Source organism: uncultured Halomonas sp. (assembly GCF_947501415.1).
Taxonomy (GTDB): Bacteria; Pseudomonadota; Gammaproteobacteria; order Pseudomonadales; family Halomonadaceae; genus Halomonas.
Map to the genome: position 1 here is coordinate 73,163 of NZ_CANMVL010000009.1, position 14,482 is coordinate 87,644.

Genomic DNA, 14,482 nt, shown 5'->3' on the forward strand with positions numbered 1-14,482 from the left:
GATCTGGCAGGTCGTTGGCATGCCCTTAGCCTCCCTGCTTGCGCAGTTCGATGCGTGCTGCCCGCTCGGGGTCCACCCACCAGGCCTCGAGGTCCAGGCCGTACTGGGGCGAGGGCTCGGGCCAGCCGAACTTGTCCCACACCGCCAGCCGGGTTTCGCCGGAGTGGTAGTGGGGAATGACGATAAACTGGTGGCGCAGTACCCGGTCGAGGGCACGGGTGAGGGTGTTGAGGGTCTCGCGACTGTCGGCTCGGATCAGTCGCTCGACCAGGTCGTCGACGACCGGGCTCGCCAGCCCCATCAGGTTGCGACTCTGGGGCGTCTGGGCATAGTCGCTGGTCCAGAACTCCCGCTGCTCGTTGCCGGGGTTGTTGGACTGGGGGAACTGGCCGACCACCAGATCGAAGTCGAAGTTGCGCAGCCGGTTCAGATACTGGTTGATATCGACGATGCGAATGGTCCCACGGATCCCCAGGCGCGCCATGTTGCGCAGCATGGGCTGGACTACCCGTTCCAGGCCGCTGTCGTAAAGCAGTACCTCTAGCGCCAGGGGCTGGCCCGTCACGGCCTCCACCAGGCTGCCGTCGTGCACTTCGTACCCTGCCTCCTGAAGCAGCGTGAGGGCGAGGCGCAGCCGCTCACGCAGCGCCTTGGGGTGGTCCATGGGTAGCGGCTCGCTGAAGACATCCTCGGGCAACTGCTCTCGCCAGGGCGCCAGCACCTCGAGCTCGGCCTCACTCGGCAGTCCCGTGGCGGCCATCTCGGAGTTCTGGAAGAAGCTCTCGGTGCGTCGATAGGCGTCGTAGAAGATATTGGCGTTGAGCCAGGGGAAGTCGAAGGTCAATGCCAGGGCCTCACGGACCCTGGGGTCCTGAAACTTGTCCTGGCGCAGATTGTAGATAAAGGCCTGCATTGGCGCCGGCTGACCGTCGGGCACCCGGAGTTTTCTGACCAGCCCGTTGTTGAAGGCCGGGAAGTCGTAGCCGGTGGCCCAGGTGGCGGCGCGAGCATCGACACGATAGTCCAGCACCCCGGCCTTGAAGGCCTCCCAGGCGATGTCCCGGTCGCGGTAATAGTCATAGATCAGGCGGCCGATATTATGGCGGCCACGCTTCACTGGCAGGTCACGTGCCCAGTATTCTTCCACGCGCTCATAGACGATGCGTCTTCCGGGGTCGATCTCGGCGATACGATAGGGTCCGGAGCCGGGGTGTCGCGCCAGGGTCGGCGAGCCGAAGTCGCGACCCTCCCAGTAGTGCTTGGGCAGGACCGGCAATTGGCCGACGATCAGCGGCAGCTCCCGGGAGTGGGTGGAGGCGAACTCGAAGCGCACCGTGTCATCGTCCAGGGCGGTCACACTCTCGACGTCGGCGTAGTAGGCCCCGTAGAAGGGGTTACCCTGCTCGGTGAGCAGTTCGAAGCTGAAGACGACGTCTCCGGCCGTCAGGGGCTCGCCGTCGTGGAAGCGTGCCTCGGAGCGCAGGTCGAACTCGATCCACTCCCGACCGGGGTCCAGTCGGATACCTTCGGCCAGCAGGCCGTAGAGCGAGAAGGGCTCGTCGGGGTTGCCCTCGAGCAGGGTGTCGTAGATGCGCGAAACTCCGGCGGCGGGGGTGCCACGAATGATAAAGGGGTTGGTGGAGTCGAAACTGCCCCCCACGGCGGCCTGGGTCAGGCTGCCCCCCTTGGGCGCCTCGGGGTTGACGTAGGGAAAGTGCGCGAAGCCTGCGGGGAGTGCCGGCTCACCGTAGAGCGAAAGTCCGTGCACGGTGGTGACAGTGTCACCGTTCGTCGCCGGGGCCTTCGGGTTGGGTGCGGCTTGGGCGTTAGCCTGAGAAGCGAAGAGGCCGAAAAGTGAAAGCAGCAAGAGATGTGAGGCGGCTAGGCAGCGGCGTGATGGTGTAGGCATTCAGACATCCCGTGTCGACGGTAACGCCGGCTGGCGCCGGCGTCGTTGCCTGATAAGGTGTCAGTCTCGAGCGTGAAAGACAATACCCATGTCATATGGCTAACTTAGATAGCCCTAATCGCCCGGGGCTGATCTGGCGGCAAGCCTACGAGGAGGCGCTGTAAACCCTTCCCTGGGCGCTACCGACGCCATCCCTGGCGTAGGACCTCCTCTGCGGCTTGCCCCCAGCGCCCCTCTTCTAAGCTGCCGATATGTTTAGTAACAGCAACAGACCAGCCTTGTGATAATGCTAGCGTGAGGCGAGGCTGCGGGTGGGAAGCTCAAGCGTCTGCCCTGGGCGAATCAGGTTGCCCGAGAGGCCGTTGGCCTGGCGCAGCTCGGCGACGCTGATGCCCTGAAGGGCGGCGATCTCGGCCAGGGTGTCGCCACGCTGCACCAGGTAGCGGGAGTCCTGGGTGCCGCTTGGCGCCGCGGGAGTGTCGAGGCGTGCCAGCATGGCGTCGGCGCGCTCGGCGGGTACCAGCAGAACACGATCATTGCCGGGGAGAACGGTGCCGCCGGTTACCCCCGGGTTGAGCTCGGCGATCGTGCCCTTCGAGACGCCGGCGAGACGGGCGGCCTCGTCCAGGCGCAATGGGCGCTCCACGGGGATCTTGGCGAAGGCCGGGGCATCCTCGATGGCGGGGAGGGTGACCTGGTACTCCTCGGGCGAATCGATGATGGCGGCAATGGCCTTGAGCTTGGGCACGTAGTTCATGGTTTCGCGGGGCAGCGAAAGACTCCAGTAGTCGCCGCTCTTGCCCTGGGCGAGAGCCCGGCGGCGCGCCTTGTTGACGGTGCCGGCGCCGGCATTATAGGCCGCCAGTGAGAGCTCGAGATCGCCCTCGTACCACTGGTCGGCCTGGTATTCGATATAGTCGAGGGCGGCGTAGGTCGAGGCCACCACATCCAGACGCCCGTCGTAGCCGCGCTGACGGCTCAAGCCCAGGGAGTCGCCGGTACGCGGCATGAACTGCCACAGGCCGGCGGCGCCGCGATGGGAACGTGCGCTCGGATCGAAGGAGCTTTCGATAAACGGAATCAGGGCGATCTCGCCGGGCAGGCCGCGCTCCTCGACCTTCTGTGTGATCCAGGCCAGCCAGGGGCGGGCACGCTCGGTGATTTCGGCGATATTGTGCGGGGACTGGCGATAGTGGTCGATCCAGGCCTGCACGCGTGGCTCGTCCCGCTCATCCTGCCACTGGAAGCTGTCACGCAGCTGGCTCCAGGCGTCGCGGGGCTCAACCGCCAGTGCGTTCCAGAAATGCTGGGCGGTCAGGCTGGGAGAGGGCGTGAAGGTGGCGTGCTGCGCCGCTTTGGCGCCACGGCTCTGGTCGAACGTCGCTGCCTGGATCTGGGCGCCGGCGGTCATCAAGGCCCCGAGCAGGGCCGCGCTGCTGGCGATGGCGAAGAGCCGGCGGCGAGTGGTGTAGTAGGTCATCCGGTCGTGTTCCTCCAAGGCACGTCAGGGCCTCCGGCAGTGCCGGAAGGCATCAGGCGTCCTGGATCGAGTTCAGAAGTTGTCCTTCCAGGCGCGTAGGGTGGCGAAGGTCGCCTCGTCGCTGTCGACGTCGCCATGGGCCGAGCTGGCCTGGCGTACGCCGGCATCCGCCACGCGCAGGAAGGGATTGATGCGTTTCTCGCGAGCCAGGGAGGTGGGCAGTGTCGGGCGCTCAAGCTCCCTGGCACGCTGGCACTCTTCCATGGCCTGGACCACGTCCGGATTGTGGGGGTCGGCGGCCAACGCAAAGCGCAGGTTGGCCTGAGTGTATTCATGGGCGGCGAAGATCAGGGTGTCATCGGGCAGTGCCGCCAGCTTCTGCAGCGAAGCGTGCATCTGTGCTGGGGTGCCCTCGAAGAGGCGACCACAGCCGGCGCTGAACAGGGCATCCCCGCCGAACAGTAGCGGCGGGATGCCGGCCGTGAAGAACGCGATATGATCCAGGGTATGGCCGGGCACCGCGATCACCTCGAACAGCCGTCCCATGACGCGAACCTCATCGCCCTCGGTCACCCTGGTGTCGATGCCGCCGATGGAATCATTGTCGGGGCCGATCACCTGCGGGGAGTAGCGCTCGATCAGCTCTGGCAAGCCGCCGGTGTGGTCCGGGTGATGATGGGTGATCAGCACCGTCGAGAGTGTCAGCGACTCGCGCTCGAGCAGCTCGATGACCGGGGCGGCATCGCCGGGATCCACCACGCAGACGTCGGGGGTCGTGTCCTGACGCAGAAGCCAGATATAGTTATCGCTAAACGCGGGAATCGGTGTCACGCTCAACATGGGCTGAGTGTCCTGAGTGGGCATGAACGGTTCGCAAAATCCGCTCAATATGAAGAGTAGGGAGGGACATGTCAACCGACAGGGGAGCCCAGCGGCTGGCGGCACTGTTTCGCGAAGGCCAGCGCTTCTGGGCCACGCCGACAGGCGAGGCCGTACGGCGTGCCGAAAGAGCCTGCCTCGGACCGGTCTGTGAGCGGCTCTTCGGTATGCACAGTCTCGAGCTGGGATTCGGCAGTGTGCTGGCCGACATGTGTCCGGTACGCCACCCCATGCAGTGGGCACCGACCCGGGAGCTGGCCCAGGGGGCATCGACGCTGGTCTGCTCACCCGACGCGCTGCCACTTCCCAATGGCTGTCTCCACCTGGTGGTCGTCCATCATTTGCTCGAGGTGGCCCCCGACCCGCATCACATGCTGCAGGAGGCTGCACGCATCACCGCCGATGAGGGGCGGCTCATTCTCTTCGGCTGGATGCCACTCTCTCCGATCGCGCTGGGGCGCCTGTCGCCCGGGTGTCGCCAACGGCTTCCCTGGCGTGGTCAGTGGCGCTCTCCCGGTCGTCTTCGCGACTGGCTGGCGTTTGTCGACTTCGAGATCGAGCGGGTAGACTACTGCGCTTTTCAACTGCCTGGACGACTGCCCCGCAACTCCTTCTTCGAGACGCTGGGGCGCCGCCACAATCTGCCCCTGGGCGATAGTTACATGATCCAGGCCCAGCGCCGTCCGCAGTTGATCGAGACCCGCAGTAGCGGGTTGCGGTTTACCGCTCCCCTGGGAGGAGCGGCGTTCGGCACCGCCCGCCTGGAGCCCGACCAAGCCGCGGCTCGACAGGGGGTGGCCCACGAGAGAAGGATGACAGAGATTGAGTGATTCAGAGGCCGGCGGCTCCCCGTCGGTGACGATCTATACCGATGGCGCCTGCCGTGGCAACCCGGGACCCGGTGGCTGGGGAGCGTTGCTGATCAGCGGACCCCATGAGAAAACGCTGAATGGCTACGAGGCGCGCACCACCAATAATCGCATGGAGCTGATGGCGGCGATCATGGCACTGCGCGAGCTCAAGCGCTCCTGTCGTGTGGCGCTATGGACCGATTCAGAGTATCTGCGCCGCGGCATCACCGAGTGGATCCATGGCTGGGTCAAGCGGGGCTGGAAGACGGCCGGTCGACAGCCGGTCAAGAATGCCGAGCTGTGGAAGGAGCTGCTCGAGGAGACCCACCGCCACGAGATCGAGTGGTACTGGGTCAAGGGGCATAGCGGTCATCCGGGGAACGAGCGCGCCGATGCGCTTGCCAATGAGGCCATCGACAGCCACCGCCAGCAGACGTGAGGGAGATGTGATGCGTCAGATAATTCTGGACACCGAGACCACGGGCATTGACCCCAGGGAAGGCCACCGCCTGATCGAGATCGGCGCGGTGGAGATGGTCAATCGCCGACTGACCGGGCGCACCTACCACCAGTTCATCAACCCCGAGCGCGAGATCGAGGAGGAGGCGATCTCGGTGCATGGCATCACCAATGAACGGGTTGCCGGTGAGCCCCTGTTCGCAGAGATCGCGGATGAGTTCTGGGCCTTTATCGAGGGTGGCGAGTTGGTCATCCATAACGCTCCCTTCGATGTGGGGTTTATCGACCATGAGCTGACCATGCTCAACGCCTCGCGCGGCGAGCCACGGCTGGGGCCGGTAGCGGAGCATTGTCGCATTCTCGATACCCTGCAGCTGGCACGCGACAAGCATCCAGGCCAGCGCAACAACCTGGATGCGTTGTGCAAACGCTACGAGATCGATAACGGTCACCGGGTCCTCCACGGCGCCCTGCTTGATGCCGAGATACTCGCCGAGGTCTATCTGGCCATGACCGGTGGCCAGACCGCCCTGTTACTGGATGCCTCCATGAATGCGGAGGGGGGCAGAAAGGGCGGCATCCAGCATCGCCCCGTATCGGTAGCGGCCGGGCAGCTGCGCGTGTCGACGCCCAGCGACCAGGAGCTGGAAGCCCATCGCAAGAAACTGACAAGCATCCGCGAGACGGCAGGCGAGTGCCTGTGGGATGGCGTGGAAGGGATTGTGCACTGATGCTGCGCCGCGAACTCCCCCTCGAGGCGCGAGAAGGCCATGTGATTCGGCTTGCCGAAGGGCGCATCGCGCCGGCGCCCGACGGCGGGGTCCTGCAGCCGATCATTCTCTGGACGGAGCAGATGCAGCCGTTGGGCTATTGGCATGACGTACCGGTGGCGCTCTCTATCGAGGCCGAGGCGGGCGATGACTGGCCAAGTGGGCGTGAGTGGCTGGCGCGGCTGCCGGAGTCGCGCTTTGGGCTGGTCTCGACCTCGCTGCAGGTGGCCGCCTGGCTACGCAACCACCGCTTCTGCGGTCGATGCGGCGCTCCGGCGGCCCGCCTCGATGCCGAGTTTGCCATGCATTGCCACGGCTGCGGGCACCGCAACTACCCTCGTATCTCGCCCTGCATCATCACTCTGGTGACGCATGGGGAGTCGCTGTTGCTGGCGCGCAGTCCGCGCTTTCCACCACGGCGTTACTCGACGCTGGCAGGCTTTATCGAGCCCGGGGAGTCGGCAGAGGAGGCGGTGCGCCGCGAGATCTTCGAGGAGGTGGGGGTGAGCGTAGGCAGGATTCGCTACTTCCGCAGCCAGGCCTGGCCGTTTCCCCACGCCCTGATGCTCGGCTTCTTTGCCGAGGCGGCCAGTCGGCGCATCCGCATCGATGGCGTGGAGATCGCCGATGCCGCCTGGTTCTCTCCACGCCAGCTACCTCAGCTACCTCCGCTCTACTCGATCTCACGGGCCCTGATCGAGACACATCTGGCGGAGGTGGCAGCCCGTTAGGTATCCCCGGATAAGACGAGGGGAAACCGATACCAAGGCTATTGCAGATAGCTTGGCACCTCGATATTCGGGGCTGATCTGGCGACAAGCCCCAGAGCGCCGGACCGACGAGGAGGCGCTGTGAATACTTCCCTGTACGCTACCTCGGCCGTCCCTGGTCCTCGGACCTCCTTCTCGGCTTGTCCCCAGCGCCCCTTGGTTTCGGGGTGTAACCCGCATTGCTCCCTCAGTGGGCCCGGCTGGGACGGGGTGTTGCGGTTATTCGCCGGGAAACAGGCTGGTCAGCTTGGTTGCCAGCATGACGTTGCCGGTGGCCTTGAGCTTGCCGGTCATAAAGGCCGTCATGCCGTTGACCTCGCCGGTCATCAGGCCCTTGAGTGTCGCGGTGCTCATGGTCAAGCTGACGGACGGGTCATCGTGCTCCCCCTGCTCAACACTCAGCGACTCATTCTGGATGACCAGGTAGTGGCTCTCGGCATCGTCGAAATGGAACTGGAAGACCTCATCCATGCCGCTGGCGGCCTGGGGGTCGAAGCGAGACGTCAGGGTGTCGAGGGTAGACTGGCTCAAGTGAGACTCCTGCAGGTTGTGTGGGGGGATGGCGTGACCGTATTTCAAACAACTGTTTAAATCAAGCGGGCCTGAGCTGTTGTCATGTACAGACTACCGGGCCGCTAGGGAGGCATTGATGGGAGAGTGGCTGGCGGACGTCGGACTGTTTCTGATTCAGTTGCTGAGTGTGGTGCTGGTGGTGGGGCTCGCTGTCGCGGTGGTGGCCAGGCTGCGGCAGGAGGCGGGCAGCGATTCACGGCTCAAGCTCGTGGAGCTCAATCGGGGGCGTGACGAAAGGAAGCGGCGATTGCGGCTGGCGGCCAGCGAACCGGGGGCTCGCAAGCGCCTGCTCAAGGCCTTTCGTCGCGAGGACAAACAGCAGGCCAAGGCCGGCAAGTCCCATAAGCGTGAGGGAGAGGAGCGCCGGTCGACGGTCTGGTTGATCGACTTCCATGGGGATATTCGAGCCAGCGGGACCGACCGCTTCGCCGAAGAGATTTCGGCGGTCATCGCGGCAGCCGAGTCGGGAGACGAGGTGGTGGTGCGCCTCGAGTCCGCGGGTGGCCTGGTGCATGCCTATGGTCTGGCCGCCGCCGAGCTCGACCGCCTGCGTGACGCGGGACTGGCCACGACGGTCTGTATCGACAAGGTGGCCGCCAGCGGTGGATACCTGATGGCGTGTGGGGCGGACAGGGTGCAGGCGGCACCGCTGGCGGTGGTGGGCTCGATCGGTGTGGTGGCCCAGGTGCCCAATGTGCACCGTTTGCTCAAGCGCCACGATATTGATGTCGAGGTGCTGACCGCCGGGCGCTACAAGCGCACCCTGACGGTGCTCGGTGAGAATACCGAGGAGGGGCGCGAGAAGTTCATCGATGATCTGGAGAGGACCCACGAGCTGTTCAAGCGCCATGTGGCAGAGCGTCGGCCCGAGCTCGATATTGAGGCGATCGCCACCGGCGAGATCTGGTACGGCAGCGAGGCCCTGGACAGGGGGCTGGTCGATGCTCTGGGTACCAGCGAGGCCTATCTGGTAGAGCGCATGCAGGAGGCCAGGGTCATACGGGTCAAGCTGGAGCCGTCACGCCGGTTTGGCGAGCGGCTCGGTGCGGCGGTGTCCGCCGGAGTGGAGCAGGCGCTGCTGCGAGGTGCCCAGGCGCTGGATGCCAGTCGCTGGCAGAAGCACTGAGCCTGACGCCTGCGTCGCCCTCCGGGCTGGAGGCCTGGCCTACGGCCCGGAGGGCTTGATATGACGCCTTCGCCGTCAGCTGTCAGCCAGGCCGAGGTTGACGAGGGTGGCGATGATCGACCTGACGCTGTCGCCCTGCAGCGAGTAGTAGATGGTCTGGGAGCTGCGGCGGGTCGATACCAGCTCCTCCCGACGCAGAATGGCCAGGTGTTGTGATAGGGCTGACTGGCTCAATGCGAGATGTCCATTGAGCTCGGTCACCGACATCTCGCCCGTGTCGAGCAGGCAGAGGATGCGAAGCCGGTTGTCGTTGGCCATCGCCTTGAGCAGGGCGGTGGCGCGATCAATGGCGCCGCTCCCCCCTTCGATGAGTCGTGCTGCCTCGCGGCTGGGAGTCTTCATATGGCGTGTCCCCGCGCTGCGCGTGAGTGGAGGGGTCGTGCCCGGCGCTGTCGAGCGCCGCGACGGTATATCATGCTTTGCTCAAGCATAGCGTAAATCCTGTTGCCTGTGGGCGTAGAGGCGGCGGTTTTTTCATGGAACCCGCCTCACTACAGTTGTTGACAATAAAGCATCAGGATCTGCTTCTTTCGTCGAAACTTAGCCTATCGTATGAGGGAGTTCGGGGATCTGTGCTTTACAGTGTCAACAATTACATGCACTGGACCGTGACAGGATCGCCATGAGCAACCACTCGATGAACAGCTACGCCAATGAATTTCGTCGTTCGATCGATCACCCTGAAACCTTCTGGGCCGAGCAGGCGCGCCGCATCCCCTGGTTCAAGGAGCCTGAGAGGATCCTCGAGTATGATGAGGCCAACCATGCCCGCTGGTTCGGTGACGGCGAACTGAATATTGCGTATGCCGCTCTCGACTATCATGTCGAGCAGGGCAGGGGGGAGCAGCCTGCCCTGTTGTGGGACTCCCCGGTGACCGACAGCAAGCGCACCCTGAGCTATCGAGAGATGCGCGACCAGGTGGCACGGTTTGCCGGTGCTCTGAAGGCGATGGGGATCGAGAAGGGCGACCGTGTGGTGATCTACATGCCCATGGTGCCCGAGGCTCTGGTCGCCATGTATGCCTGTGCCAGGCTCGGCGCGGTGCACTCGGTCGTGTTCGGTGGCTTCGCGCCCCACGAACTGGCGGTACGCATCGAGGATGCCGCCCCCAAGGTGGTGGTCGCCGCCTCCTGTGGCGTCGAGGTCGGCAAGGTTCTGCCCTACAAGCCGATCGTCGACGCGGCCGTCGAGCAGAGTGCTCATAAGCCGGATGCCTGTGTGATCTTCCAGCGCGAGCAGCATCTCGCCGAGCTGGGTGAGCGCGACCATGACTGGGCGACGCTGGTCGAGACATCGACGCCCGCTGACTGCGTCCCGGTGAAGGGCACGGATCCACTCTATGTCCTCTACACCTCGGGTACCACGGGCAAGCCCAAAGGGGTGGTGCGCGATACGGGCGGCTATGCGGTCGCGTTGAATTACTCCATGGACGTGATCTATGACGTGGCCCCGGGCGAGGTGTTCTTCTCGGCCTCGGATGTGGGCTGGGTGGTCGGCCACTCCTACATCGTGTATGCGCCGCTGCTGCGCGGGGCGACCACCGTCGTCTACGAGGGCAAGCCGGTAAAGACGCCGGATGCCGGAGCGTTCTGGCGGATCATCGAGGAGTATGGGGTGAAGAGCTTCTTCACCGCGCCGACGGCCTTCCGTGCCGTCAAGAAGGAGGACCCGGACGGCAAGTTGCTGGCGCAGTACGATATCTCGAGTCTCAAGGCGCTGTTCCTGGCGGGGGAGCGCCTCGATCCGCCGACCTTCCACTGGCTGGATGATCTGCTCGACGTGCCGGTCATCGACCACTGGTGGCAGACCGAGAGTGGCTGGCCCATCGCCGCCAACCTCCATGGCCTCGAGTCCATGCCCACCAAGGCGGGCAGTGCCACCGTGCCGGTGCCCGGTTTCAACGTGCAGATCCTCGACCGTGAGGGTGAGTCCATGGCGCCCATGGCCCAGGGCAGCGTGGTGATCAAGCAGCCCCTGCCCCCTGGCTGTCTGACGGGGGTGTGGGGCGACCCTCAACGTTTCCATTCGGCCTATATGGCAGCCTTTCCGGGGTATTATCTGACCGGGGATGGTGGCTATATCGATGAGGACGGTTATCTGTTCATCATGGGCCGCACCGATGATGTCATCAACGTGGCCGGTCACCGCCTCTCCACCGGCGAGATGGAGGAGGTCGTTGGCGACCATCCTGCCGTGGCCGAGTGTACCGTCATCGGTATCCATGATGCGCTCAAGGGGCAGCTGCCGGTGGGGCTGGTCATCCCCAAGGATGGCTTCGATGGGCGGGAAGTGGAGCTGGAGAAGGAGCTGATCGCCCTGGTGCGGGAGAAGATCGGACCGATCGCCTGCTTCAAGCAGGTGCTGGTGGTGGATCGCCTGCCCAAGACGCGCTCCGGCAAGATCCTGCGCAAGCTGTTGCGCAACATTGCCGATGGCAAGGAGTACTCGGTGCCTTCCACCATCGATGACCCGGCGAGTCTCGAGGAGATTCACGAGGCCATGCAGGCCCATGACGTCGGTGCCGCCAGCGAGGCGCGCCAGGTCTAGCCGTCGCGCTGGGTGACATCATGATGTGATCGCACGCCGCCCCATTGGGCGGCGTGCGGCGTTTCGGGCGGGGCGCATGGCCACTCGGTTCCCCACGCCGTATAATGCGCCCGCGCCGCGTCGCTACCGACGCAATCTTGCACGAGGGTTCCCTCACCCCTCCCCAAAAAAGGAATCACGATGTTCGTGCTCTCTTCACTACAGTATCGTCGCTGTCTGGCGCTGCTGGTTGCCTTCCATATCGCCGTCATCGCCGCCAGCAACTACCTGGTGCAGTTGCCATTCATGGTGTTCGGTCTGCATACCACCTGGGGCGCCATCAGCTTTCCCTTTATCTTCCTGGCGACCGACCTGACCGTGCGTCTGTTTGGCAAGGGGCCGGCCCGGGCGATCATCATGCGGGTGATGTTTCCGGCGCTGGTGATCTCCTATGTCGTGTCGGTGGTGTTTCCCCGCGGCAGCTTTGCGGGAGTGGAGGCGCTTGGCGAGTGGGACCTGTTCGTAGCGCGCATTGCCGTGGCCAGCTTCATGGCCTATGTGCTGGGTCAGTTGCTCGATGTACACGTCTTCGATCGCCTGCGTCGACTGCGTGCCTGGTGGGTGGCACCGGCGATCTCCACGGTACTAGGCAATCTGGCCGATACCCTGGCCTTCTTCTCAATTGCCTTTCACAACAGCTCCGACGCCTTTATGGCAGCCAACTGGCTGGAGATCGCGCTGGTCGACTATGCGGTCAAGCTTTTGATCAGCGTGGTGTTCTTCCTGCCTCTCTACGGCGTGTTGCTGGCCTGGCTCAGCCGTCGCCTGGTGAGTGTCACCGGGGGCGAGGATGTGGCGCCTGAAGTGGCGCGCGCCCGTTACTGATGTTCGGCGACCCGAACCTCTATTACCCGAACCAAGTTTTCCCAATCCTGCATTACGAACCACAGCACGAGGACCCTTTCATGTCGATCGAGCTCAACTACCTCGATACCGGTGGCGATGGCACGCCACTGGTGGTGATCCACGGCCTGTTCGGCAGTGCCGATAACTGGCGCTCCCATATCAAGGCCTGGGAGGAGCGTCATCGGGTGGTGGCGGTGGATTTGCGCAACCATGGTCGCTCCCCGCATGTGGAGGGCATGGGTTACACGGCAATGGCCGACGATATCCTGGCCCTGCTCGATAGTCTTTCGATCTCCCGTGCCCACCTTCTCGGACACTCGATGGGGGGGAAGGTGGCGATCACCCTGGCGCGTCAGGCCCCTGAACGGGTCGCGTCGCTGATCATCGGGGATATCGCGCCGGTGGCCTATGGGCATGATCACGACAGTGTCATGGCGGGACTGCGCCGTGTGAAGGAGGGTCGCCCCACGAATCGCGGGGAAGCCGATGCGCTGCTGGCGGAACATGTGAAGGAGAGGGCGGTGCGCCTGTTCCTGGCCACCAATCTGGTGCGTGGTGATGACGAGGGACTGGTGCTACGCCTTGGGCTGGACGAGATTCAGTCGGACTATGAGTCGATCATGGCCGAGCCGGCGGGTAGCGAGCCCTTTGCCGGGCCCACCCTGGTGCTGCGAGGCAGTGCCTCTCACTATGTCGCCGACGAGCACCTCCCGGCACTGCGCAAGGTGCTGCCGGAGGCACAGCTGGTGACGCTGGACGCAGGGCATTGGCTGCATGCCGAACAGCCCGAGGCATTTCGTGGCGCCATCGACAGCTTTATCGATGCGCTGTAGTGCTCCTGACCCAGACGCTATCCCTGGAGGCTACTGAGCACCAGGGTCCACCGCCAGTCTCTCCAGCGGGCTGATCGTATCGATCAGCCCGTTTTCATGCAGGTAGTCCTCGACACGGCGATAGCGCCCGCTGTCCAGCGCCGCCGGCTGGGCGCTCATGCGCAGGAGGGTGGCGTTCCAGCTCGCCTGGTTCACGGAGGTGTCCAGCGTCGGCTCCTGTTCGATCAGGGCCTCCCAGGCCGCGTCGGGGTGCTCGATCATCCAGAGGGTGGTCTCTCGCAAAATGTCGAGCAGCTCGTTGATCGGCTCTCGCAAGCGGGGAAACTGGTCGCGGTGGGCCACGAGTATCAGGCCGTCGTGGTGGGGAATACCGAACTCCTCGACCTTGAGCAGTCGGTTTGCCACGCCCCGATTCGCCAGTTGATGAGGCAGTGTCAGGCGCAGGGGCGTTACCAGCCCGTCCAGGGTCTGCTCGGTCATGGCGGTGGCCAGGGCAAAGCCGGTCTCGACAAGCTGGACCTCATCGGTAGCGATGCCGTGGGGTTCGACAAGGGCCGGGAGCAGAATGTCGCGGCCAACGTCGGTCGCGTGCCCGAGGCTGAGTCCGGCGAACCCCTCCGGCCCCTCGACCTCGGCGGACTCGCGCGTCACCACGCCGGTCAGCGGGGTGTCGATCAGCGTCGCAACGCGCAGGGGAGCCTTGCCACGGTCGACCTGCAGATGCAGTTGCAGCTGGTGGGTGAGTGCCAGGTCGATGAGTCTGGCGTCGAGAAGGCGAAGCGGTGCGCCGGGGTCGGCCGGTGTTCGAATCTCCAGCTCGAGTCCTTCGCGCTGGGGCAGTCCGTTGCTTGCCGCCAGGATCAGCGCGGCGTGGTGCAGGCTGGGGTACCAGTCGAGCATGATGGTCAACGACTCCAGCGGGGGCGGCGCCAACGGCTCCGGGGGCGCATGGATGACGCTGGGGACAGGCATGACAGGTTCGTCGGGTTCTGTCTCATCGCCGGAGGGGGCCTGCTCGGGCTCGAGTTCCTCGGTGGGCTGCGGAGCCGGCTTCGGCAGGGCTTCGATGACCGGCACCATCACATCACCCTCCAGGGTCAGGGGGGCGGGTGGTGCCTCCAGGCTCTCCTCTGCCCAGGTCGTGGCGGGCGCCAGCGTCTGGAGTGCCAACATGCCAAGGGCGAGACATAGGCGACGCCAGGAGAGGGGGGCTGGGTGCTTGGGCATTCAGGGGCTCCGCGGCTGATGAGGTGTGCGGCCGCAGGCCAGTGTATCTTCATCGCCGGCTGGCTCGCCAGTTGCCATCCAGGGGAGCCGCTCACGGCTGTCGCACGGTTTG

Annotated in this window: 14 protein-coding genes; 8 read left to right on the forward strand and 6 right to left on the reverse strand. The window is 64.6% G+C overall.

The annotated features are described in order from the left end of the window. Positions 1-25 precede the first annotated feature (25 nt). The 3 genes from Q0894_RS06385 to gloB form a co-directional block, all read right to left on the reverse strand. On the reverse strand, positions 26-1,909 hold the full coding sequence (locus Q0894_RS06385; protein WP_299232534.1) for an extracellular solute-binding protein: 1,884 nt from the start codon (positions 1,907-1,909) through the stop codon (positions 26-28). A gap of 289 nt (positions 1,910-2,198) precedes the next feature. Beyond that, positions 2,199-3,389: a transglycosylase SLT domain-containing protein gene (locus tag Q0894_RS06390; RefSeq protein WP_299232536.1), complete on the reverse strand. Its 1,191-nt coding sequence runs from the start codon at positions 3,387-3,389 to the stop codon at positions 2,199-2,201. 72 nt (positions 3,390-3,461) lie between these two features. Further along, positions 3,462-4,229 carry a hydroxyacylglutathione hydrolase gene (gene gloB / locus Q0894_RS06395; protein WP_299232538.1) on the reverse strand — a complete coding sequence of 256 codons (768 nt, stop codon included), beginning with the start codon at positions 4,227-4,229 and terminating at the stop codon, positions 3,462-3,464. A gap of 68 nt (positions 4,230-4,297) precedes the next feature. On the opposite strand from gloB, the gene Q0894_RS06400 reads away from it, so the two are divergent. The 4 genes from Q0894_RS06400 to nudC are packed head-to-tail and all read left to right on the forward strand — an operon-like array spanning position 4,298 to position 7,079. Next, complete coding sequence (locus Q0894_RS06400) at positions 4,298-5,098, forward strand: methyltransferase domain-containing protein (protein ID WP_299232540.1); 801 nt, start codon at positions 4,298-4,300, stop codon at positions 5,096-5,098. Next, a complete protein-coding gene (rnhA, locus tag Q0894_RS06405; RefSeq protein WP_299232542.1) occupies positions 5,091-5,558 on the forward strand; it encodes a ribonuclease HI in 468 nt (155 codons plus the stop codon). Before Q0894_RS06400 ends, rnhA begins: the two co-directional genes overlap by 8 nt. 10 nt (positions 5,559-5,568) lie before the next feature. After that, on the forward strand, positions 5,569-6,309 hold the full coding sequence (dnaQ, locus tag Q0894_RS06410) for a DNA polymerase III subunit epsilon (RefSeq protein ID WP_299232544.1): 741 nt from the start codon (positions 5,569-5,571) through the stop codon (positions 6,307-6,309). Continuing rightward, entirely contained in the window at positions 6,309-7,079 is a 771-nt protein-coding gene (gene nudC / locus Q0894_RS06415) for an NAD(+) diphosphatase (protein ID WP_299232546.1), read from the forward strand. The genes dnaQ and nudC overlap by 1 nt, the downstream gene beginning before the upstream one ends. A 258-nt stretch (positions 7,080-7,337) precedes the next feature. Here nudC and Q0894_RS06420 read toward each other — a convergent pair whose 3' ends face one another. After that, the gene (locus Q0894_RS06420) at positions 7,338-7,649 is read right to left on the reverse strand and encodes an SCP2 sterol-binding domain-containing protein (RefSeq protein ID WP_299232548.1); all 312 of its coding nucleotides are present in this window, start codon (positions 7,647-7,649) and stop codon (positions 7,338-7,340) included. 118 nt (positions 7,650-7,767) lie between these two features. Here Q0894_RS06420 and sohB point away from each other — a divergent pair, with 118 nt between their 5' ends. Further along, positions 7,768-8,817 (forward strand): protease SohB, encoded by a 1,050-nt coding sequence (gene sohB / locus Q0894_RS06425; protein WP_299232549.1) that lies wholly within the window; start codon positions 7,768-7,770, stop codon positions 8,815-8,817. A gap of 75 nt (positions 8,818-8,892) precedes the next feature. Here sohB and Q0894_RS06430 read toward each other — a convergent pair whose 3' ends face one another. After that, the gene (locus Q0894_RS06430; RefSeq protein ID WP_132040990.1) at positions 8,893-9,219 is read right to left on the reverse strand and encodes a metalloregulator ArsR/SmtB family transcription factor; all 327 of its coding nucleotides are present in this window, start codon (positions 9,217-9,219) and stop codon (positions 8,893-8,895) included. A gap of 259 nt (positions 9,220-9,478) precedes the next feature. Here Q0894_RS06430 and Q0894_RS06435 point away from each other — a divergent pair, with 259 nt between their 5' ends. The 3 genes from Q0894_RS06435 to Q0894_RS06445 all read left to right on the forward strand — a co-directional run bounded on the left by Q0894_RS06435 (position 9,479) and on the right by Q0894_RS06445 (position 13,143). Beyond that, positions 9,479-11,425: a propionyl-CoA synthetase gene (locus Q0894_RS06435; RefSeq protein ID WP_299233191.1), complete on the forward strand. Its 1,947-nt coding sequence runs from the start codon at positions 9,479-9,481 to the stop codon at positions 11,423-11,425. A gap of 180 nt (positions 11,426-11,605) precedes the next feature. Further along, entirely contained in the window at positions 11,606-12,289 is a 684-nt protein-coding gene (locus tag Q0894_RS06440) for a 7-cyano-7-deazaguanine/7-aminomethyl-7-deazaguanine transporter (RefSeq protein ID WP_299232554.1), read from the forward strand. A gap of 80 nt (positions 12,290-12,369) precedes the next feature. Beyond that, the gene (locus Q0894_RS06445; RefSeq protein WP_299232556.1) at positions 12,370-13,143 is read left to right on the forward strand and encodes an alpha/beta fold hydrolase; all 774 of its coding nucleotides are present in this window, start codon (positions 12,370-12,372) and stop codon (positions 13,141-13,143) included. A 30-nt stretch (positions 13,144-13,173) separates the two neighbouring features. Here the strand turns inward: Q0894_RS06445 and Q0894_RS06450 are convergent, their stop codons facing one another. Then, positions 13,174-14,370 carry an ABC transporter substrate-binding protein gene (locus Q0894_RS06450; protein ID WP_299232558.1) on the reverse strand — a complete coding sequence of 399 codons (1,197 nt, stop codon included), beginning with the start codon at positions 14,368-14,370 and terminating at the stop codon, positions 13,174-13,176. Positions 14,371-14,482 lie beyond the last annotated feature (112 nt).